19 protein-coding genes, 1 tRNA gene and 3 pseudogenes are annotated in these 19894 nt (G+C 66.5%); 9 read left to right on the top strand and 14 right to left on the bottom strand.

Features of this window, described 5'->3' with window-relative positions; all coding sequences use genetic code 11:
• Positions 1–239: 239 nt before the first annotated feature.
• A pseudogene (locus G6N41_RS10480) lies at positions 240–1113 on the bottom strand (IS5 family transposase).
• A gap of 136 nt (positions 1114–1249) precedes the next feature.
• On the opposite strand from G6N41_RS10480, the gene G6N41_RS29500 reads away from it, so the two are divergent.
• Together G6N41_RS29500 and G6N41_RS10470 are read left to right on the top strand one after the other, a co-directional pair.
• Entirely contained in the window at positions 1250–1378 is a 129-nt protein-coding gene (locus G6N41_RS29500; protein ID WP_263013103.1) for a PE-PGRS family protein, read from the top strand.
• 183 nt (positions 1379–1561) lie between these two features.
• Positions 1562–2887 carry a PE family protein gene (locus G6N41_RS10470; RefSeq protein ID WP_198967298.1) on the top strand — a complete coding sequence of 442 codons (1326 nt, stop codon included), beginning with the start codon at positions 1562–1564 and terminating at the stop codon, positions 2885–2887.
• 36 nt (positions 2888–2923) lie between these two features.
• On the opposite strand, the gene rfbA is transcribed toward G6N41_RS10470, so the two are convergent.
• The 11 genes and pseudogenes from rfbA to G6N41_RS10415 all read right to left on the bottom strand — a co-directional run bounded on the left by rfbA (position 2924) and on the right by G6N41_RS10415 (position 13914).
• Positions 2924–3790 (bottom strand): glucose-1-phosphate thymidylyltransferase RfbA, encoded by an 867-nt coding sequence (gene rfbA / locus G6N41_RS10465; protein ID WP_012392567.1) that lies wholly within the window; start codon positions 3788–3790, stop codon positions 2924–2926.
• A gap of 29 nt (positions 3791–3819) precedes the next feature.
• The gene (locus G6N41_RS10460; RefSeq protein WP_198967297.1) at positions 3820–4194 is read right to left on the bottom strand and encodes a nuclear transport factor 2 family protein; all 375 of its coding nucleotides are present in this window, start codon (positions 4192–4194) and stop codon (positions 3820–3822) included.
• Positions 4195–4229: 35 nt separating this feature from the next.
• Positions 4230–4985, bottom strand: coding sequence for a maleylpyruvate isomerase family mycothiol-dependent enzyme (locus G6N41_RS10455; RefSeq protein WP_198967296.1), 756 nt, complete (start codon positions 4983–4985; stop codon positions 4230–4232).
• Between the two features lie 60 nt (positions 4986–5045).
• The gene (locus G6N41_RS10450) at positions 5046–6380 is read right to left on the bottom strand and encodes a UDP-glucose dehydrogenase family protein (RefSeq protein ID WP_198967295.1); all 1335 of its coding nucleotides are present in this window, start codon (positions 6378–6380) and stop codon (positions 5046–5048) included.
• A 76-nt stretch (positions 6381–6456) separates the two neighbouring features.
• Positions 6457–7977, bottom strand: coding sequence for a DUF7159 family protein (locus G6N41_RS10445; RefSeq protein ID WP_198967294.1), 1521 nt, complete (start codon positions 7975–7977; stop codon positions 6457–6459).
• 156 nt (positions 7978–8133) lie between these two features.
• Positions 8134–9744: pseudogene (locus G6N41_RS29495) on the bottom strand (DUF7159 family protein).
• Between the two features lie 151 nt (positions 9745–9895).
• A complete protein-coding gene (gene dcd / locus G6N41_RS10435; protein WP_012392561.1) occupies positions 9896–10468 on the bottom strand; it encodes a dCTP deaminase in 573 nt (190 codons plus the stop codon).
• Positions 10469–10513: 45 nt separating this feature from the next.
• The gene (locus G6N41_RS10430) at positions 10514–11182 is read right to left on the bottom strand and encodes a hypothetical protein (RefSeq protein ID WP_198967293.1); all 669 of its coding nucleotides are present in this window, start codon (positions 11180–11182) and stop codon (positions 10514–10516) included.
• Between the two features lie 202 nt (positions 11183–11384).
• A complete protein-coding gene (gene pcp / locus G6N41_RS10425; RefSeq protein ID WP_198967292.1) occupies positions 11385–12053 on the bottom strand; it encodes a pyroglutamyl-peptidase I in 669 nt (222 codons plus the stop codon).
• A 23-nt stretch (positions 12054–12076) separates the two neighbouring features.
• On the bottom strand, positions 12077–12457 hold the full coding sequence (locus G6N41_RS10420; protein WP_231608920.1) for a DUF1330 domain-containing protein: 381 nt from the start codon (positions 12455–12457) through the stop codon (positions 12077–12079).
• Positions 12458–12579: 122 nt separating this feature from the next.
• Positions 12580–13914 carry an MFS transporter gene (locus G6N41_RS10415; RefSeq protein ID WP_198967291.1) on the bottom strand — a complete coding sequence of 445 codons (1335 nt, stop codon included), beginning with the start codon at positions 13912–13914 and terminating at the stop codon, positions 12580–12582.
• Positions 13915–14130: 216 nt separating this feature from the next.
• Here G6N41_RS10415 and G6N41_RS10410 point away from each other — a divergent pair, with 216 nt between their 5' ends.
• The 3 genes and pseudogenes from G6N41_RS10410 to G6N41_RS10400 all read left to right on the top strand — a co-directional run bounded on the left by G6N41_RS10410 (position 14131) and on the right by G6N41_RS10400 (position 16853).
• Positions 14131–14910 (top strand): ZIP family metal transporter, encoded by a 780-nt coding sequence (locus G6N41_RS10410; RefSeq protein WP_198967290.1) that lies wholly within the window; start codon positions 14131–14133, stop codon positions 14908–14910.
• A 55-nt stretch (positions 14911–14965) separates the two neighbouring features.
• A tRNA-Gly gene (locus G6N41_RS10405) sits at positions 14966–15039 on the top strand.
• A gap of 259 nt (positions 15040–15298) precedes the next feature.
• Positions 15299–16853: pseudogene (locus G6N41_RS10400) on the top strand (IS481-like element ISMyma5 family transposase).
• A 75-nt stretch (positions 16854–16928) separates the two neighbouring features.
• Here G6N41_RS10400 and G6N41_RS10395 read toward each other — a convergent pair.
• Together G6N41_RS10395 and G6N41_RS10390 are read right to left on the bottom strand one after the other, a co-directional pair.
• Positions 16929–18095: a site-specific integrase gene (locus G6N41_RS10395; RefSeq protein WP_198967289.1), complete on the bottom strand. Its 1167-nt coding sequence runs from the start codon at positions 18093–18095 to the stop codon at positions 16929–16931.
• Positions 18085–18657 carry a hypothetical protein gene (locus tag G6N41_RS10390; protein ID WP_198967288.1) on the bottom strand — a complete coding sequence of 191 codons (573 nt, stop codon included), beginning with the start codon at positions 18655–18657 and terminating at the stop codon, positions 18085–18087. Before G6N41_RS10390 ends, G6N41_RS10395 begins: the two co-directional genes overlap by 11 nt.
• A gap of 108 nt (positions 18658–18765) precedes the next feature.
• Here G6N41_RS10390 and G6N41_RS10385 point away from each other — a divergent pair, with 108 nt between their 5' ends.
• The 4 genes from G6N41_RS10385 to G6N41_RS10370 all read left to right on the top strand — a co-directional run bounded on the left by G6N41_RS10385 (position 18766) and on the right by G6N41_RS10370 (position 19891).
• Complete coding sequence (locus G6N41_RS10385) at positions 18766–18954, top strand: helix-turn-helix transcriptional regulator (RefSeq protein WP_198967287.1); 189 nt, start codon at positions 18766–18768, stop codon at positions 18952–18954.
• A 231-nt stretch (positions 18955–19185) separates the two neighbouring features.
• A complete protein-coding gene (locus tag G6N41_RS10380; RefSeq protein WP_198968062.1) occupies positions 19186–19401 on the top strand; it encodes a hypothetical protein in 216 nt (71 codons plus the stop codon).
• Positions 19402–19473: 72 nt separating this feature from the next.
• Positions 19474–19761: a hypothetical protein gene (locus G6N41_RS10375; protein ID WP_198965628.1), complete on the top strand. Its 288-nt coding sequence runs from the start codon at positions 19474–19476 to the stop codon at positions 19759–19761.
• Complete coding sequence (locus G6N41_RS10370; RefSeq protein ID WP_198913342.1) at positions 19730–19891, top strand: hypothetical protein; 162 nt, start codon at positions 19730–19732, stop codon at positions 19889–19891. Before G6N41_RS10375 ends, G6N41_RS10370 begins: the two co-directional genes overlap by 32 nt.
• Positions 19892–19894: the final 3 nt, after the last annotated feature.

Raw genomic sequence — 19894 nt, 5'->3', positions numbered from 1 at the left:
CTCAGAGTTTTGACCACACAGGTTCTTTTGCGAAATGACACAGCAAACTCGCAGCAGAAACCTCGCGGCGCAGGTCAGAACCGAGGACACGACCGGCTTGAATCCGCTCCCGACACGGCCCTCGCATTCCTCGGCCGGGGCGGCGCGATCGCGAGGAATCTTGTGCGTGCCGCATTAATACTTGCGAATTTGCCCAATCGGCCGCGCCCAGCAGCAACGATGGGTCTAGGTCCTGTCTGCTAATTGCGGACGCGGTGGTAGGTGATGATGGCGGCCAGGGTGACACCGCCGAGGTAGGTCAGGGCGTATTTGTCGTAGCGGGTGGCGGCCGCGCGCCAGTGTTTAAGCCGGTTGAAGCTTCGCTCGACGGTGTTACGGTGCTTGTAGATTCGGCCTGAGAACCCCGGAGGCCGTCCTCTGTTGCGGCCTTTGGCTTTGCGGCGGGTGATCTGGTCGCTGCGCTCGGGGATGGTATGGGCGATCTTGAGCCGGCGCAGCTGTGCCCGCGTCGAGTCATGGGAGTACGCCTTGTCCGCCAGCAGGTGAAACGGGGCGTATGAGTTGCTGCACCGGGCGGCCAGCAATGGCCAAAGCATCGGATTATCACCGGCTTGACCGGCCGACAGTGCCAGGGTGACCGGACTGCACAGCTGGTCGGTCAAGGCGTGGATCTTGGTAGTCAGCCCGCCGCGGGAATGCCCAATGGCGTGGTCATCGGGCTCATCGAGATATTTCTTGTAATTCGACAGATCCCCCTGTGCGGCGCCCGGGGCGCGCTCCGGCTGCGTGTTGGTGGGCGCGCACACTGGTCGAATCGACCGACAACAGTGCGCCCAGGTCGGCGTCCTCGGCGTCGAGGTCAGAGGCGATCGCCGCGAAGATCCGCGCGTAGATGCCATCGACCGACCAGCGTAGATGCCTCTCGGCCACCGATTGCCAGGGACCGAAGTGCTCGGGCAGGTCACGCCACGGAGATCCCGTACGGTAACGCCAGATAATGCCCTCCAGAGTATGTCGATGATCGTTCCACGGCCGGCCACGCCGCCGCCCCGCAGGCAACACCGCCACGATCAGCGACCACAAATCATCAGAAATCGCATGCGTCCGCATCACCCAAACAGCATCAGCCAAAACACCATTCACATTAAGCAGACACGCCCTAGTTGGTCAGGGCGGTGACGGCGGCGCCGGCGGAAACAACAACTCGGGATTCGGCACCGGGGGTTCCGGCGGTAAGGGCGGTGACGCCGTGCTGATCGGCAATGGCGGCAACGGCGGCAACGCCGGTTCCGGCGGGGTGGGCCCGGGTATCGCCGGCGCCGCCGGCATCGGCGGACTGCTCATCGGCGAGGACGGAATGGCGGGGCTGACACCCTGATCGCCCGCATTCAGCGGCAGCAAAATGTCGCCACGAGTGGTCGCGTTACGCGCTTGAATAATGTTCGCGAAAGACCACTACGTGGTGCCGCTGCCAGCATACGATGCGCTTCTATCCAGTCGTTAGTGACCGGGCGGTCCCCCCGCTGTGTGTCACGCACTGAGCTGAAATGGGAGGGATCACATGGCGTTTCTGTTCGTGGCACCGGAGACATTGACGGCGGCAGCAGCGGACATCGCCGGGATCGGGTCGACGCTCGGCGAGGCCGGCGCGGCCGCGGCCACCCCGACCACCGCGGTACTGGCGGCCGGCGCCGACGATGTGTCGGCGGCCGTTGCGACGTTGTTCAGCTCCTACGGACAGGCCTATCAGTCGCTCAGCGCCCAGGCCGCCCAGTTTCATTCCCAATTTGTGCAGGCAATGCAGGCCGGCGCCGGCTCGTACGCGACAGCTGAAGCAAGCAACGTCGCGCAGACCGCGCTGGACCTCATCAACCAGCCCGTCCTGACGCTGACCGGGCGCCCACTGATCGGCAACGGCGCCAACGGGGCGGCAGGCACCGGCGCCAACGGAGGCGCCGCCGGCTGGTTACTCGGCGACGGCGGGGCGGGCGGGTCCGGAGGGTTGGAACAGCAGGGCGGCACCGGCGGCGCGGCCGGACTGTTCGGTAATGGCGGCGCGGGCGGTGCCGGCGGGGCTTCAACGGTGGGCACCGGTGCGGCCGGCGGCGCGGGTGGGGCCGGCGGACTCTTGTGGGGCCAGGGCGGCATCGGCGGTACCGGTGGATCCGGAATCGACGGAGGGGCCGGCGGCGCCGGGGGTGCCGGCGGCGCACTATTCGGCATCGGCGGCGCCGGGGGCCAGGGCGGCATCGCCAGCACCGGATTGACCGGGGGTGGCGCCGGCGGAGACGGTGGCGCCGGCGGCCTCTTCGGCAACGGCGGGATCGGCGGTACCGGCGGTCTGGCCAGCGTCGGGCCTGGCGGGGTCGGCGGCAACGGCGGCGCGGCCGGCACCCTGCTCGGCAACGGCGGTGGTGGCGGCGTCGGCGGGTTCGGCGCTACCCAGGGCGGCGACGGCGGCGACGGCGGCACCACCGGCATCTTCGGGGGTACCGGCGGCGTCGGCGGGGCCGCCTACACCAGCAACATCCTCATGAACGCCACCGGCGGCAATGGCGGCCAGGGCGGTACCGGCGGCACGCTATTCGGTAACGGTGGTGGCGGCGGCACCGGCGGAGCCGGCTTCGTCGGCCCCAGTTCCGCCGGTGACGGCGGCAACGGCGGTGGCGGTGGTAGGGCCGGGCTGATCGGAAACGGCGGGGCCGGCGGCGCGGGCGGGGCGCCCGGCCCGAACGGCGGCTTCTCCGGCGGAAACGGCGGAAACGGCGGCGATGCCGTGCTGATCGGAAATGGCGGAAACAGCGGCGACGTCGGGCTATCGGGCGCCGGCACCCCGGGCCTTCCGGGCAACGGCGGGCTGTTGATCGGCACGATCGGGAATACCTGATAGTACGAGCCTTCGAGCACCAGATTGGCGCTGAAATCAGTTCCTTTCCAACAACTCCAGCAAGTAGCTGCCGTACCCGGACTTGACCAGGCTGCGTGCGCGCCGCATCAGTTGTTCGTCGTCAATCCAGCCCAACCGCCACGCCACTTCCTCGGGAACACTCACTTTGAGTCCCTGCCGCCGCTCCAGCGTCCGGACGAAATCGGCGGCGTCTAGCAACGAGTCGAACGTGCCGGTATCCAGCCAAGCCGTTCCGCGGGCCAGCATCTCGACGTTGAGCCGGCCGTGGTTCAGATAGGCCTGGTTCACCTCGGTGATCTCATACTCGCCGCGCGCGGATTTCTTCAAGCCCCGCGCGATCTCGATCACGTCGTTGTCGTAGAAATACAAGCCTGGCACCGCATAGTGCGACTTCGGGGTGGCCGGTTTTTCCTCCAGGGAGAGCGCGGTCCCGTCGGCGCTGAACTCGACAACACCGTAGGCAGTTGGGTTTGCCACCCAGTACGCGAAAATCGTTCCGCCACTGATGTCTTGGAATCGGCGCAGGCTGGTGCCCAAACCCGGGCCATAAAAGATGTTGTCCCCCAACACCAATGCCACCGAGTCGGTGCCGATGTGGTCAGCGCCGATGACGAATGCCTGGGCCAGACCATCGGGCTGATCCTGGGTTGCATAGGTGATGTTCACGCCGAAATGCGTTCCGTCGCCCAGTAGGCGGTGAAACCCGGCAGCGTCATGGGGGGTGGTGATCAGCTGGATGTCGCGGATTCCGGCCATCATCAGGGTGGTCAGCGGGTAGTAGATCATTGGCTTGTCATAGACCGGCAACAGCTGCTTGCTGATGCCCATGGTGATCGGGTACAGGCGGGTGCCCGAACCGCCGGCCAAGATGATCCCGCGCATGAGTGGCTCCTAGTTGCCTTTCGTCGAACTCAATCGACCAGGTCAGCCTCGGTGAGTTCGGTGGCCGCCAGCGCCGACACCAAGTCGTCATGGCGGAAAACCGAGGTGACGTGATCGCGGACCACCCGGAATGCCGAGGCGGCGTTCACGACGCTGTCGGGGTCGTCGCGGCCGATGATCCGTTGCTCGACCACCACAACACCGTCGTGCACGTACATGCGGCCCATCTCGGCGGTCGTCTGCAGCGAGCTGGCCCAGCGCCGCAGCGCCTCGTGGCCCTGGGCTGCTCCGTGCACGTCGCCGATGTCGATATCGTCGCTGGACAGGGCCACCAGGGTGTCAATGTCAGCGGCGTTGAGTGCGTCGCTCCAGGCCAGCACGGAGGCAATCTCCGATGTGGTCATGGCCTGCAAATTACCGTGTTCGCCTAGCCCGCACGCTAAAGAGGCGTGCGCTCCAGCCATTTCTGCCATACGGCCTGGTCTCCGAACACCTCGATCCCGGTGTCGGGCACCGAGACCCGCCGCGTCGTCGCCAGCAGAAGCTCCGCGGCGCCGCCGCGCACGGCCACGGTGCCTTTGCCGTGCTCATGCGACCAGGTGATGTGGCCGTCCTCGACGGCGGCGGTCCATTCCCCGACGTCACCGAGACCGGGATCGGTGGCGTGCAGATGCACGGTGTCGCCGTCCTCGATCGGCAGCGGCGCGCCGTCGCGTCCCGCCTGGACCGCAATGCGTTCCAGAAACTCGCTGATGCCGTCGGCCGCGATCTCGGGTTCCAGGACGAATTGCTGGCCGAGCGCGATGGCGGCGTCAGCCCGATGCACCACCACCTCGTGCAGCCGGCGCCTAACCCACCAGTGCGCCGGGCGCGGCCCAAGAAATGTCCACACCGGCGTTTCCGCGCCCGCCTGCTCGACGGCGTCGACCATCAGCTGCGCGCCGTCTTGCAGCCAGGCGATCGCGTCGTCCACAGCTGCCGGCGGCTTTCCGCCTGCCACACTGCGGGGATCCAGAAAACTGTCCAGCCGGTCGCGCACGATCTGGGCCGCCCACCGGTCGCCGCGTCCGACATGACGGAACAGCTGCCCGAGGTTCCATCCCGGGCAGCTGGGCACTGGCGTGGATTGGTCATTGTTGCCGATGAGTTCGCCGAAAGCACGAGTCTGGTCAAGGTATGCCGCCACCTGGTCCACCCCGGTAACGCTACTCGTGCCGGTTGCCCGCAGCCCGCATTCGCCGACGGACGCGGCCGACTAGGACGCCGCCCGAATCCGCGCCCCCAGCCGGAACACCCGCCAGCCGGCCCGCTCCCAGCGGGAGACATCAAGGCAGTTGCGGCCGTCGACAATGACGCGGGCCCGCACCCGGTCGGCCAGATCGTCGGGGTCGAGGTCGACGAACTCCTGCCATTCGGTGAGTATCAACACGGCGTCGGCTCGCTCGCAGGCCTCGGCAACCGAGACCGCGTAGTTCAGCGTGGGAAACAGTCGGTTCGCGTTATCCAGGGCCTTGGGGTCATAGACATTGACCGCCGCACCGTTGAGCTGTAGCTGTCCGGCGACGTTGAGCGCGGGAGAATCTCGAACGTCGTCGGATTCGGGTTTGAACGCCGCGCCAAGCACCGCGAGGTTGGCTCCCAGCAGCGAACCGCCACACGCGGTGGTGGCCAGTTCCACCATCCGGGTACGCCGCCGCATGTTGATGCTGTCGACCTCACGCAGGAAGGTCAGCGCCTGGTTGGCACCGAGCTCACCGGCGCGGGCCATGAACGCGCGGATATCTTTGGGCAAGCAGCCGCCACCGAATCCCAAACCCGCATTGAGACATTGGCGGCCGATGCGGGTGTCATAGCCGAGGGCGTCGGCCAGCAGACTGACGTCGGCACCGGCGGCCTCGCATACCTCCGAGATCGCGTTGATGAACGAAATCTTGGTAGCCAGAAAGGCATTGGCGGAGACCTTGACCAACTCCGCGGTCTGCAGATCGGTCAACAAGAAGGGCACCCCGGCCTCCAGCAACGGTCCGTACAGTTCTCGGACGAACTGCTCGGCCAGGATCGAATCCTCCTGCACACCAAGCACAATCCGATCCGGAAGCAGCGTATCGCGGACCGCGAAACCTTCGCGCAGAAACTCCGGGTTCCAGGCGATCTCCACGCCAACGCCGGCCACTGCCAGCCCGGCCGCCCGCCGGGCCAACTCGGCCGCCGTTCCCACCGGAACCGTCGATTTGCCAATGAGCACCGACGTTCTGGTCAGCAGCGGCACCAGGGTATCGATGACGGCGTGAATGTGCCGCAAGTCGGCGCCGTATTCCCCCCTTTTCTGGGGTGTGCCAACACCCAGAAAGTGCACATCGGCGAACTCGGCGGCCATGTCGTAGTCGGTCGTGAAGTGCAGACGTCCAGCAGCAAGGTTGTCCCTCAACAGCTTTCGCAGACCCGGCTCGTAGAAGGGGATATCGCCCCCGGCCAGCTTGGCCACCTTGCCCGGATCAATGTCGACCCCGACAACCTCGTGCCCAAGTTGCGCCATTCCAACGGCGTGGGTGGCGCCTAGATAGCCGGTGCCAAAGACGGTGCATCGCATAACACCGTGTGTAGGCGACTGCGATGAGCGAACTGCATCGCGACGCTGAACGGCAGATGACAGCTACCCGGCAAGATCAGATACCCGGGATAAACGGGATGTTGAACCCGCCGCGCCCGTGCCCACCGCCGTGACCGCCGCCGTGCCGGCCGCCGCGTCCACCACCACGTCCGCCCCGGTCATCGTCACCGCCGGGGAACCCGCCGCCGCCACCGGGACCAAAGATCTGGGGAAGCGGGATCTGAATGGGCACCGGAATGGGCACCGGAGCCTCCGGCGCGGGTGCGGGAGCCTGAGGCACCGGAACCGGAATCGGCGCGGGAGCCTGCGGCACGGGCACTGGCGCTTGGGCAACCGGTACCGGCACCGGCGCCGGGGCCTTAGGAGCCGGAGCCGGAACCTGCGCCTGGGGGGCCGGGGCTTGCGGCGCCGGCGCCCGCGGGGCGGGGGCTTGGGGCGCCGGGGCTGGGGCTGGAACCTGGGCCTGGGGCGCCGGAGCTTGGGCTTGGGGCGCCGGAGCCTGCGGTGCCGGGGCCCGGGGCTGAGGGGCCGGGGCCGCGTGCGCCGGCGCGGGCAGGTGTGTGACGACGCTCTGGCCGGGATCGGGGCGGGTGCCGGGTTCGGAGCGGATGCTGACCGCCAACGACACGGCCAAGGCACCCACACCGATGATGAAGATTGACCCCATGATGCTGGCCAGCAGCGCGAACGGCCTTCGCTCATGCTGCTCTTCGGGCACCGCGCTGTAGGCCAGAGCCTGCTGGCCCGTCCCCAACTGGTCCGACACATCGTCGAAGTAGGCGGCATCGAGCCCGTACGGCGCGTGAGAGTAGAGCACCCCGCTGCCGGGATCCTGGGCCCACGCCTGCGCCGCCGTGGATGACGCGAACAGGGGGCTGCTCGCCGCCGCGAGCGCGGCACCGCGGGCAAGCGCGGTATCCGGTTCCTCGGCCGCGGTAACCGGCAATGTGGTCGACGCCTCGAGCGTCGGCTTGATCAATGGCAGATCGATACCCGAGCCCACCAGAAACACCGCGTCGGGACGGGTCGGCAGGCTCTCGGCCTGCGAAATCAACTCCGTCAACTGGCCCACGGCCGTGTCATCGTCGTCTAACAGTGAGAGTCGATGAATGTCGGTAACCGAGCCGTCCGCGCTGTCGACAACCGCCAGCGTGGCGGCCTCGGGTTCGATGAACAGCAACGCGGTCTGCGCATAGTTGGTTTCGCTGCCCACCGCGTGAGCCAGCGCGGCGGCGGCCAGGAACGCCGAGACCAGCACGACGTTTTCGATCTTGCGCCGGGCCATGACGTCGCGCAGGGCGGCGGCTTGGGCCGGGTCTCTCCAGGTCACCCCGGTTGAGGTCAGCTGGTAGCCGCCCTCGGAGGCGCCTTCCCTGGTTCCCAGGATCGCCGAGATCACCTGTTCGGCGGCCCCGATGGTTGCCGCGTCGCCATCACCGCTGACATCGAACGCGTCTTCATCGACCAGCGCGCCATCGCAGTTTTCGCCCTCGACCAGCACCAACCGCACTGCCGTCGGTGCCACAGATACTCCGAGCACGGTGTCCAAGAGCTCCCCCAATACCTGTTCGACCATCGCATACAGCGGGCCTACGCGGGTCCCCCAACCCTGTAGCCGCCGATTTTACGCGCCTCCCGAGGTGCATACCGGAGCCTTGGTTGCCGGATCGGCGTGGGTCAGCACATTTCAGCAGTAAAAGGATTGCCTAACCGTCGAACAGACAATTAGCTGTCAACGTCCCCCGTGCCCGCCACCGAAACCACCACCGTGGCCCCCACCGAAACCTCCACCGTGGCCGCCACCACCGTGGCCGCCACCGAATCCTCCGAACCCGCCACCATGGCCACCGCCACCGCGGCCACCGCCGAACCCACCGCCGTGACCGCCGCCGCCGAACTGGCCCCCATGGCCGCCGCCGCCGGACGGACCGCTACGGCCGGGAGCGCCGCCGCCGAAGTGCCCGCGCCGGCCAGGACCGAGGCTGCCGCCAGCGGGCCCACGACCGGGGTTGGGGATCCGGCCCAGCCCGGGCAGCCTCAGACCGCCGCGCCCGCGCGGATTCGGACTCACCACCGGCGGGGGCGAGGCTGGAACTTCAACACGGGGGGCGGGCACCTTGGGCTGCTGACGTGGCACCGGCGCTTGGATATTGGGGACAGAGGGGCGCAGGAAGGTGTCGACCCCGCTGGGTACCCGCACGGGCGGCACGACGATGGGCACCAGCGGCGGCACGGCCACCACCGGTTCGGGAGCGGTGGGGGCGGGCAACACCGGCACCTCCGGCGCCCTCTGCACCGGCGCGGCCGGGGCCGGTAGTTGCGGGCTGGCCGCGCGCGGCGCCACCCGGGGGCGCGGCAGCTCGATCTTCGGCTCGGGAGCGGCCACTTGCGGCGGCGGGGCCGCCTGCGGAGGCGGGGCGACCAGGTGATTCTCGTTGGGTCTGGGCTATAGGGCGACCGTCGGGCGGATGTCGATCGCCAGCGCGACTTCCAGGGCCACCACCGCCGCGGTGGCGACCACGGCCAGGCCGCTACCGATCAAGAGCCCGGATCGGCGCCCGGCGGGTTCCTGATCGGTCGAGAGCTCGTCGCCCAGTTCGCTCTACCCCAGCGGGTCAGGATCATTGAGGTCTTGCGCATATGCCAGGGCGGCGGTGGTGGCGGCAAACAGGGGCGCATTGCCGCAAGCCAGCGCCGCGCCCCGGGCGAGCGCCATTTCCTGTTCCTCGGACACGCTCACCGTCAGCGACGTCGCCGCATCCAGTGCCGGCTTGATCATAGCGACGTCCACACCCGTGCCGACCACATAGACACCGTCCGGACGCGCCGGCAGAGACTCGGCCGCGGCCACCATGGCGACCACCTCGGCCACCGCCGCGTCGTCGTCTTCGGCCAATAATTGCTGGCACACCTCGCTGACCGAGCCGTCCGCAGTGTCGACGACTGCCAGGGTCGCCGTATCGGGCTCGATGAACAACACCGCGGTCCGCGCATAGCTGAGGGCGCCGCCGACCGCCTGCCCCAGGGCGGCCGCAGCCAGAAAACCCGAGACCAGCATGACGTTTTCGAGCTTGTGCCAGGCCAGCGCATCGCGCAGGGCGGCGGCCTGAACCGGGTCGGTCCATGTCACGCCGATAGAGGACAACCGCAAGCCGGCATCGGCCGCGCCCTCCCGGGTGCCCAGAATCGCCGCGACCACCTGATCGGATGCGCTCGACGTGACCGGATTGCGGTCGAGGTCGAAACTGTCTTCCTCGACGATCAAGCCGTCGCCGTCTTCGCCTTCGACCAACGCCATCCGGACGTCAGCCGCTGCCATCGATACCCCAAGTACAACGTCCAAAACCCCTCCCAAGGTCTTGCAACCCACCACGGTCGCTGCGGAGGAGAACACGGCGCGGATGGCTCCGGATGGCCCGGCAATGGCTCTTGGATAGCCAAGCCAACGGTCTACTAAACCTTATCGCGCAAGCTATGCGGCAGTACTGCCGCAGCTATGTAGACCTTATGAAGTTCTGGTACGAACGAGACGGCGTGGGCCCCCGCTGACCCTGGTATTTCGACCCTACTCCGGAACTCCCGTAGGGATGCTCGGACGGACTGGTCAATTTCAAGATGCACAGCTGGCCGATTTTCATGCCGGGCCACAACGTGATCGGGAGGTTGGCGACGTTGGACAGCTCCAGCGTGATGTGCCCACTGAAGCCGGGATCGATGAAGCCGGCAGTGGAATGGGTGAGCAAGCCCAGCCGGCCCAGCGACGACTTGCCCTCCAGCCGCCCGGCCAGGTCACCGGGCAGGGAGAAGATCTCCAGCGTGGAACCCAGCACGAACTCGCCCGGGTGCAGCACGAACGGATCCCCCTTGGTCGGCTCCACCACGCTGGTCAACTCGTCCTGGCGCTGCGCCGGGTCAATGTGGGTGTACCGGGTGTTGTTGAACACCCGGAACATGCAGTCGAGCCGGACGTCGACGCTGGACGGCTGAACCAGGCTGTCATCGAACGGGTCGATACCCAACCGCCCGGCGGAAATTTCGGCTCTGAGGTCTCGATCAGAGAGCAGCACGCGATGAGCGTATCTGCTCTCGGATCGCTGCCGCCGCGCGACGAGTCAGCGGAGGTAGATTTCCTTGCCAGTGGGGTATCCGCCACCAGTGGTGGTGACGTGGACGTGGTCATAGTGACCGAGGCGGCTTCTGGTTGCACCGGTGGGCGTGTAGTAGACGCCACGCCAAATCGCATCCTGCATCCCGAAGCGCTCGGCGTTGGCCAAGACGTAGGCGACGATCTCGTTGCCCAGCGCTATCCCCTCAGAGCTGCCGGGGTTGGGGATCATCACGTCGAGCGCCAATCCGTTCGGATGCCAGCGCAACGCATCGGGGCGCACCCCACCGATTTCGTGAATCTCCGGGAAAACCGCGCTGATGCTGCGCGCCGCCAGGATGGTCTTGACCTGTAGCCCGCGTTCCGGTGCCACCCCGACCGGCAGCAGGCGCGCTGACCTGTCCACCCGCAATCTCGATGCCGCGGCAAACTGGCCAGCCGCAAAACCCATCCCCACCGCACCGCTGGATATTTTCGACGACAACTCGATGGGCGTTGCCGCGACAATCTCCACACAACACGCTCCATCACCGACGGCCATTTGGCCGATGCGATCACGCGCGGACGATGGAGCGATATCCCCTGCCACCGCGAAGAAGGCGGCCGCGGGCGCTACCACTGCAGCCAGCAGAAAAGACGGCTTGCGCCGCTTCCTGGCTAACTCGTGCCGACCCACGGAAGCAGATTACGACACGATAACGAAATAATAAACACCGGATTGGCTAATAATCCTGTGGCATAGATCGCAGTTTGCCAATTGTCAAGACGATAATGGCACACGACTTGACGCGGGGCCATTTATCCTGCTCAGCGCGGCATTTCTTGAGTCACAAGACACAGCCGAACAGGATTGTCTGCCCGCCAAGAGATTAGTGCCCTCAGATCTGCAAACGTGACGGGACGGGTTCGCGGGTATCGGCCGAATGGTGCACGGCCGCCTCGATGCCGGCGACCAGTCCGGCGACCGCGGTCTCCACCGACATGCTCGGGACACCGAGGTTGCGATCCAGGGCGGCGACCATCGGCAGGCAGGGCAAATGGACACAGCCGGCGCGGATGGGCAGGTTCTGCGTGGCGATGTGGTGCAGCACGCCGTACATGAGGTGGTTGCACACGAAGGTGCCCGCCGCGTCGGAGACATCGGCCGGGAACCCGGCCGCGCGCATCGCCAGCACCATCTCGTGGACCGGGACGGTGGCGTGGTAGGCGACCGGGCCGTCCGGATCGGTCGGCTCGCCCACCAACACCTTGCCGGCGGTGTCGGCGAGGCCATAGCGCCCGCAATCGTTGATGTTCTGGGCCAACCGCTCGACGGTCAGCATGGCGCGCCCCGGGTATTCGCCCAGCATGATCACCAGCTGCGGATCCACCTCGGCGATGGCCTGCTCAGCCGCCGCGATCGAGTCGAAATAGGCGCCGGGCACAATCCGCGAGACCACCGTCGCCCCGGCGATGGTGCGTCCGTCCAGCGCCTCGGCGGTGAACTGGGCCGGATTGTCCGGCGTCACGCCATACGGTCCGAACCCGGTAACCAGCACTTTGGTCATGTGGTGTTCCTTCCTGGTCGAAACTAAGCGAGCGGACGTTCGGCCATGGGTATCACCCTGGAATCCTCCAGCATCGCGAACCGATGCGGAAGATCGGCCTGCACCTGTTCGCTGGACATCAGCGCAATGAAGGCTTCCAGGGATGGATACCGCACAAATTGAATGACGTCCCAGCGCTCCTCGGGCGGGCCGATGAAGCAGCCGCCGGCGTCGGCCACAAAGACCCGCTCGGCGCCGACCTTCGCCAGCGCCGACTCCATCCCGGCGGCGTAGCGCTCGAACAGTTCACGACCGCTGACCGGCGCCGGGGGCGCAAGCTCGGGGTTCGCCGAGTAATCGGCGACCTCGCGGATGCGGTAGAGGTTGAGCATGACGAAGGGGCCGGGCGGCATTGCGGTCACCATCGCCTCAGCCGCTTGCGGTGTCGGAACGATGTGCACGATCGACCTCCCTCGTCGCCTCTATTTGTACGTGGTGTTGGCGATTCCCGTTGGTCGCGTTGCGGCCAGCGCTCGGCGCCACGGCATCAATTCGGGCGCTCGGCAGCCGTCGGGGAGCCCGGCACGGCGCGCAGCAGGACCACCACAAAGGCTGACATCAGCATCATGGCGCCCACCGCCCACATGCCCGCCTTGTCGGTCCCGGTCACCTGCTCGAGCGCCCCGGTCAGATCGGGCGCGGCGAACCCGCCCAGGTTGCCCACCGAATTGATCAGCCCGATGGCGCCTGCCGCCGCGGTGCCGGTCAGGAAGTTTGACGGCAACGCCCAGAAGCTGGGGATGGCAGCGAACACCCCCATCGCGGTGATCGCCACGGCCACCATCACCAGCACCGGGGTGTGCAGGTGCAGCGCGACGGGAATGGCCAGCCCACCAAGCAACATCGGGACGGCGACATGCCACACGTGCTCACCGGTGGCGTCCGCGTGCCGCGACCACAGGTACATGGCCACGGCCGCACAGGTGTACGGGACCGCCGCGATGAGTCCTACTTGCACGATCGAGAAGTCGATCCCGAAGCTCTTCTTGAAGCCCGAGATGATGCTCGGCAAGAAGAACGTCAGCGCGTAGAGGCCGTAGGCGATGCCGAAGTAGACCAGGGCCAGCGCCCAGATCCGTGGGCTGGTCAGCGCGCGGCGCAGCGGAAAGTGAAAGTCGCCGGCAACCTGGCGCGCCTCCTCGGCCAGCGTGTCGACGAGCCATTGCCGTTCGTCGGGCTCTAGCCATGCGGCGTCACCGGGCCGGTCGACCAGGTAGTACCAACAGGCGAACCCCAACACGATCGCCGGGACACCGACGGCGATCATCATGAACTGCCAGCCCGCCAGTCCGAACACCCCGTTGCCGAGGTGGATCAGCAACGCCGCCAACGGGGTTCCGAGCGCTGCCGCGATCGGGCTGGCCATCATGAACAGCGCGACGACCCGGGCCCGGTAGTCGCGCGGGAACCAGCGACTCAGGTAGTAGATGACCCCCGGGAACAGGCCCGCCTCGGCCACCCCCAACAGGAACCGCAACACCAGCAGCGTCGTCGCGTTGGGTGCAAAGCCGGTGGCCACCACCACGATTCCCCACGACACCGCGATCCGCGCCAGCCAGCGTCGGGCGCCGTAGCGATCCAGCGCGAGATTGGACGGAACCTCGACCAGCACATAGCCGATGAAAAAGATGCCCGAGGCCAGGCCGAACATCGTCGCTGTGAGCTGTAGGTGCGCGCTGATGTCGGCGCGGGCGATGCCGAGGTTGGTGCGGTCCAGGTAGTTGACGAAATACAGGGCCATCAGGAACGGCACGATGCGAATGCCCAGTTTGCGGATCGTGCGCGCTTCCAGCGAGCGTTCACCGGTGTCTAAAACGGCCATCGTGTCTCCTGCGTGAGGGACCCGATGCCGTCGAGTTCCGCAACGCTCGTGTCTGCTGGATATCGGGGTCGTCACGGTGGCCCGCGAGGCCAGCGTGCGTCACGTCGGAAACGTACGAGCCGAGGCGCCGGTGCCGTCGGCCGGTCCGCCGAGCACTGTATACGCCGGCGCGCCATCCGGCCTCCGCCGGTACCGGCCGATCGAGCGCAGCCGAGTATGTTCGTCTCAATCGGCCCCGGGAGGTTTGGCGTGAGCACCCTGACAACGGCGGCGGCTTTGGTCGCCTTCCCGGTGATCGCCGGAATTATCGGTGGCGCTGTGGCAGTCGTGCGCACGCCTTCGGCGGCGCTGGTCAGCGGTGTGCAGCATTTCGCGGCCGGTGTGGTCATGGCCGCCGTGGCCACCGAGGTGCTGCCGGACCTGCGGGCGCGGGGGCCGCCGTGGCTGATCATCCTCGGGTTCAGTGCGGGTGTCGCGCTGCTGGTCGGATTCCGCCAGTTCGAAGACCACGGACCACACGGCGAGGACGAGGACGGCCACGACGACGACCGCGCGGGCGGTCAAGTGCCGGTGGGTTTTCTCGCCGTGGTCGCCGTCGACCTGTTCATCGACGGGCTGCTGGTGGCGACGGGTGCGACCGTCTCCCGGCGCACCGCAATCATCATCACCATCGCGCTGACCGTCGAGGTGCTGTTTTTGGGGGTGTCGGTGGCGCTGCGGCTGACCCGCTCCGGAGTACCCAAGGCCCGCGCCGCCGCACTCACCGGCGGGGTCAGCCTGGCGACCGCCGTGGGCGGCGTGCTGGGTGCGCTGGTGCTCGCCAACGCCGGAAGTACCGTGCTGACCCTCGTGCTGGCGTTTGCGGCGGCGGCGCTGTTGTGGCTGGTCGTGGAAGAACTGCTCGTCGAAGCCCATGAAGGCGAGGAGCGGGCGTGGATGGCGATCATGTTCTTCGCAGGCTTCCTGATCCTCTACAGCCTGGGAGTGATGGAGTGAGGCGGATCCCGCACACCGCGCCCGGTGCTGAGTGCTAGCCTTTCGGGGCAACAGCGCCGATGTAGTTCAATGGCAGAACATCAGCTTCCCAAGCTGAATACGCGGGTTCGATTCCCGTCATCGGCTCCACCTTGACCAGCAAGGACGTCGTTCGAAGGTGTTCGAAAGCCCGTTCCGGTGTCACAGAATGTCACAAGTCCGGGATAACTCGGTTGTGCGATTCCGGTTCATGCTTGACGTTTGGGTTGCGGTTGCTGTTTGACGGTTTGGGGACGCGGTTTCGGTAGGTGTGCGACAGTAGTTCCGGTAGGTGGTTTACACCCGGCGTGTTGCCGCTGGTGGCGGTGAGTTCTTTCGTGGTCGTGGGTGGACTGCGGAAGGGGCCGGCATGTTGCAGGAGCTGCGGATGTCCGAAATGCGGTATCGGGCGGTGCTGGAGGTGTTGGACGGAGCGCCGGTGACCGCGGTTGCCCGTCGGTTCGGGGTGTCGCGCCAGACGGTGCATGCCTGGTTGCGCCGGTACGCCGAGGAGGGTGCGGCGCTGAATTTGGAGGACCGGTCTTCGCGTCCACATCGGTGTCCGCATCAGATGCCAGTCGAGGTGGAGGCGCGGGTGTTGACGTTGCGTGATGCCCATCCGCGGTGGGGCCCGACCCGCATCGTCTACGAGCTGCAGCGCGACGGTGTGCCGGTGGTGCCGGGTCGTTCCAGTGTGTATCGGGCTTTGGTGCGCAACGGTCGTATCGATCCGGCCAAGCGTCGCCGGCGGCGCAGCGATTACAAGCGCTGGGAGCGGGGCCAGCCGATGGAGTTGTGGCAGATGGACGTGGTCGGCGGGCTGCATCTGCGCGATGGCATCGAGGTCAAGGTGGTGACCGGCATCGACGACAATTCCCGGTTCGTGGTGTCGGCGAAGGTGGTCGCGCGGGCGACGGCACGGCCGGTCTGTGCGGCGCTGTTGGAGGCGCTGCGCCGCCACGGGGTGCCCGAGCAGATCCTGACTGACAACGGCAAGGTGTTCACCGGCCGGTTCGGCCCAGGTGGCTCCAGTGCGGAGGTGCTCTTTGACCGGGTGTGTGGAGAACGGCATCGGGCATTTGTTGACCGCTCCGCGCTCACCCACGACGACGGGAAAGGTTGAGCGCCTTCACAAGACGATGCGGGCGGAGATTTTCGCCGAGGTGGACGGGGTGTTCGACGCCATCGCCGATTTGCAGGCCGCGATAGACCGGTGGGTGCAGTACTACAACACCGCGCGCCCGCATCAATCGTTGGGGATGGTGGCGCCGGCGGCCCGGTTCGCGTTGGCGGCCGGTCCGGATCTCAGCGTCGTCGAGCCGGTCGCGGCAGTCCCAGCCGAGGGGCAGCACCCGGGGGCGCCGGTGGATCTGCGCGATGCCGGCGTGCGCCGCTGGGTGAATCGGCATGGGTCGATCAGTGTGGCGGGTTTTCGGTACCGGGTACCAATCGTGCTGGCCGGAGAGCCGGTGTCGGTGGTGGTGGCCGACAACCTGGTGTCGATCTATCACCATGACGTGCTGGTGGCCTCGCACGTGCAGCACCGCAAGACCGACAACACGACGGGAGTGGTCCGGCAGGGCCGGCGGACGGCGCGGCCGGTCACCAGCGGGATCGTGGTGACCCGGGTGGTCGACAGCAACGGTGATGTCTCGTTCGCGGGGACGATGTATCGGGCCGGAAGGGTGTGGCGGGGAAAGCAAGTCGAGGTGTCGATCGTGGCGGAGTCAGTGCAGATCGCGTGCGCGGGAGCGATCGTGCGGACCCATGCCATCCGCCATGACCGGGCCAAGGAACACGGCGCCTTCGCCACCCCGCATGGCCGTCCCCGCAAGCCGCGCCAGGATGCACCGGAGGGTCCCGGGGTCAAGGCCACGCCGCTGCGCGGTCGGCCCGAGGGCCGAGCCTTGACCCCGGCCCCTTGACCGGCACCCACCACACCGACGCGGGAAACGCCCTTAACCACCAAGGCCCACGCCCTGTAACGCACCTACCGGAACTCATCCGTCAAGCGGGTACCGAAACTTGACAAACATGTCCGCCACGGCTGTATGGACTCGCCCGCGGGCCATGTAGCGGTCCTGGGTCATCGAGATCCGGGTGTGGCCCAGGTGGTCGGCGCCGATCCTGGCCGACAACCCGGCGTCGTCGATCAGAGTGGCCACCGTCTTGCGGAAGCTGTGACTGGTCGCATCGGGCACACCGAGCGCTTCCCGGACCTCGCGCCAGCGCGCCCGGAAGTTGTCCGGGTCGCGCCACGTGCCGGCGGTCGACGGGAACACCATCGGCTGCTGCCCGAGGAACCCCACCCCGCGGCGCGCGGATAACACCGTCACCGCGAAGCCCGGCAGCGGCAGCGTGCGCCGGCCCGCCGCAGTCTTGGTCTCGTCTATGCGCATCAAGCCCTTACCGGCCGCCCTGATCACCTTGCCTGTGACGGTCAGCGTCGCGGCCATCTCGTCGAAGTCGGCCCAGCGCAACCCGAGCAGCTCCGATATCCGCAGCCCCGTGGCCACGAACAGGCTGATCGGGTCCACCAGGTCGTGACGCTGACACGCCTCAGACACCCGTAGCTTCGCCAATAGGCCGCGCAGGTCGTCGGCAGTCAACGCGCTGGCGCCCTTTGGACGCGCCTTGCCTCGCATCGGCGACACGTCGCGCACCGGATTCGACCCGATCACGTTCGCCATCACCGCGAGGTGTAGACCACCCTTCAGGATCGTCTTGGACTGCACTGCCATCACATCGCCGTGTGCTCGGCGCATCGAACGGATCGCAGCGTCGATCCTGGCCGGCGTCGCCTCCCCCACTCGAACCCCGGCAATCACCTTTCCCAACAGCTTCGCGCAATACCGGTAGGTGTCGATCGTCCTGACCGCCCGGCCATCCTCTTCCAGGAGATCAATGTGCTGATCCACCAAAGCCATAATCTTCGTGTCGAGAGTGACCTCGTTCGCCCCAGCCGCGCGCCGCTGGGCAAGAGCCTCAATCAGCACGTCTTCGGCCAGTTTGCCGTACTGATCCTCAGCGGGACCGCGTCGCTCGACAATGCGCGTAACCCCATCCGGGTCACGAAAACGGCACCGCGCCAACCACACTCCCCCACTAAGAGAAGTCCGACTGATCTTCCCATGTTCACCGATCCGCAACGGCGGCCTACCCGCCATCGTCGACGCCTTCCAGGCCAAGCTGGCCACGCAATAAGTGAACCTGGTCGTTGTAAGCGTCCAACCGAGCCTCTATCGCCTTGCGTGCATCAGCGGAGGCATTCCGTGGTATCACCACCGAAGAGATTTTCTTGTAGACGTCGAAAAGTTCTCGCCACAAACGCAATTCGCGGATGTTCTCGCGGTACTCATTACGCAACCCCGCGGATTGGGAACCATCTGCTGAGTCGGTGAAGCCATGGTCTCGAATGCCTGAAAACCATTGCACCGCCTCGATTTGGCGTTCCTGGACGCCCGGCAAAACCTCGATAGGCGCGTTGTAGTCCGGACCCGGATAGATCAGCCTGATTGGCGCCACGTTCAACGCGGCCGCCAACACCGCCAGCTCAGCGGTAGTCACATACCTCCGCCGGCCGTTTTCGAGGTCGGTAATCGTCTGCCGCGTCATCTTCATGCCCAACTCGGCCGTGCGATCAGCGAGCCACTGCCCCGTCTTCTTGCCTCGAAGATCCTTGATCTCCGTACCAATCCGGGCGGCCTGCTCCACTTCCCATGTGTCCACAAAACATATACTTGCACGACTTGTGTTTCTATGCGGCCTAGGTTACAAAGAACACAGAACACTTCGGATTATGTTCAGTAAACACAGCAGGAACGGGAAGGAATCGCCATGAACGACAGGTGGCTCACCAGGCCACAACTCGCTGAACGACTGCAGGTGAGCGTCAAGACGCTCGCGATGTGGGCATCTGCCAACAAGGGTCCTCGGTACGCGCGACCGGGCGGAGGACAAGCCCGCTATCGGTTGAGTGACGTCGAGGCCTGGGAAGCAACGCAATTCGGCGGGGACGCCGCGTAGTGAACACCACCAACAAGGGCGAAGGCCCCTCGGCGGCAACCGGGGGCCTTCCGAACCAACTACTCACCCGTGCAGGAGAGAGAGGAACGACAACGATGTTACAACCACCCCCCGACGACGACCAGAGCACGGCAAGCATCACGAAAAATGCCCGTGAAGCGTCCTCGGTGCATCACGTAAAAATGCCCGCGAAACGGTCGATCCTTGGCAGGCATGGGAAGTGGGCTGTCGATGTCGTCTCGGGCCGAGATCACCGCGAAGTTCGCCAGGGCGTATGTGGGGGCGCCGAAGGCGGACAAGGGGCAGATTCTGGATCAGGTGGTGGCGGTCACCGGCTGGTCGCGTGACAACGCCCGGCGGCGGTTGAGGGCGGCGGCCGCGCCGCCGGGAGCGGGTCGGCAGGTCGCCAAACGGACTCGCCGGCAACGCAATCCGAAGTACTCCTAGGATGCGCTCAAGGTGTTGCAGAAGGTGTGGGCGGCCTCAGGCGGGCAGTGCGGCCGGTACCTGGCCGCTTCCATGGCACTTCAGTTGGATGCTCTAGAACGCCACGGCGAACTGGTGGACGGCCGTGACCGTTACGGCCCGGCGGTGCGTGCCGAGCTGTTGGCGATGAGCAGCGCCACGATCGACCGCTACCTGCGCGGCGCCAAGGCCCGCGACCAGATCTCGGGTGTGTCGACGACGAAACCCTCCCGCTGCTGCGGTCCTCGATCACCATCTGCAAAGCAGGCGATGAGGCCGAAGAATCTCCGGGTTCTTCGAAGGCGACACCGTGGCGCACTGCGGCCCGACACTGAAAGGTGAGTTCGCCCGCACGGTCAACCTCACCGACATGCACATCGGCTGGGTGTTCACCCGCACGGTGCGCAACAACGCCCACCCCCACATCCTGGGCGCCCTCAAAACCGGAATTACTAAAATCCCTATAAGGTAACGG

The sequence above is a fragment of the Mycobacterium shottsii genome (assembly GCF_010728525.1).
Lineage (GTDB): Bacteria > Actinomycetota > Actinomycetes > Mycobacteriales > Mycobacteriaceae > Mycobacterium > Mycobacterium marinum.
This window is presented reverse-complemented; position numbering and strand designations above follow the sequence as displayed.

Bases quoted from the DNA above. Each gene is read 5' to 3' on its own strand.
- pcp (WP_198967292.1), bottom strand. From the start codon at position 12,053: ATGACCAAAGTGCTGGTTACCGGGTTCGGACCGTATGGCGTGACGCCG.
- G6N41_RS10375 (WP_198965628.1), top strand. From the start codon at position 19,474: ATGGCACTTCAGTTGGATGCTCTAGAACGCCACGGCGAACTGGTGGAC.
- rfbA (WP_012392567.1), bottom strand. From the start codon at position 3,790: ATGCGCGGGATCATCTTGGCCGGCGGTTCGGGCACCCGCCTGTACCCG.
- G6N41_RS10385 (WP_198967287.1), top strand. From the start codon at position 18,766: ATGAACGACAGGTGGCTCACCAGGCCACAACTCGCTGAACGACTGCAG.
- G6N41_RS10415 (WP_198967291.1), bottom strand. From the start codon at position 13,914: ATGGCCGTTTTAGACACCGGTGAACGCTCGCTGGAAGCGCGCACGATC.
- G6N41_RS10420 (WP_231608920.1), bottom strand. From the start codon at position 12,457: ATGGTGACCGCAATGCCGCCCGGCCCCTTCGTCATGCTCAACCTCTAC.
- G6N41_RS10410 (WP_198967290.1), top strand. From the start codon at position 14,131: ATGTTCGTCTCAATCGGCCCCGGGAGGTTTGGCGTGAGCACCCTGACA.
- G6N41_RS10450 (WP_198967295.1), bottom strand. From the start codon at position 6,380: ATGCGATGCACCGTCTTTGGCACCGGCTATCTAGGCGCCACCCACGCC.
- G6N41_RS10470 (WP_198967298.1), top strand. From the start codon at position 1,562: ATGGCGTTTCTGTTCGTGGCACCGGAGACATTGACGGCGGCAGCAGCG.
- G6N41_RS10380 (WP_198968062.1), top strand. From the start codon at position 19,186: ATGTCGTCTCGGGCCGAGATCACCGCGAAGTTCGCCAGGGCGTATGTG.
- G6N41_RS10445 (WP_198967294.1), bottom strand. From the start codon at position 7,977: ATGGTCGAACAGGTATTGGGGGAGCTCTTGGACACCGTGCTCGGAGTA.
- G6N41_RS10460 (WP_198967297.1), bottom strand. From the start codon at position 4,194: ATGACCACATCGGAGATTGCCTCCGTGCTGGCCTGGAGCGACGCACTC.
- G6N41_RS10395 (WP_198967289.1), bottom strand. From the start codon at position 18,095: ATGGCGGGTAGGCCGCCGTTGCGGATCGGTGAACATGGGAAGATCAGT.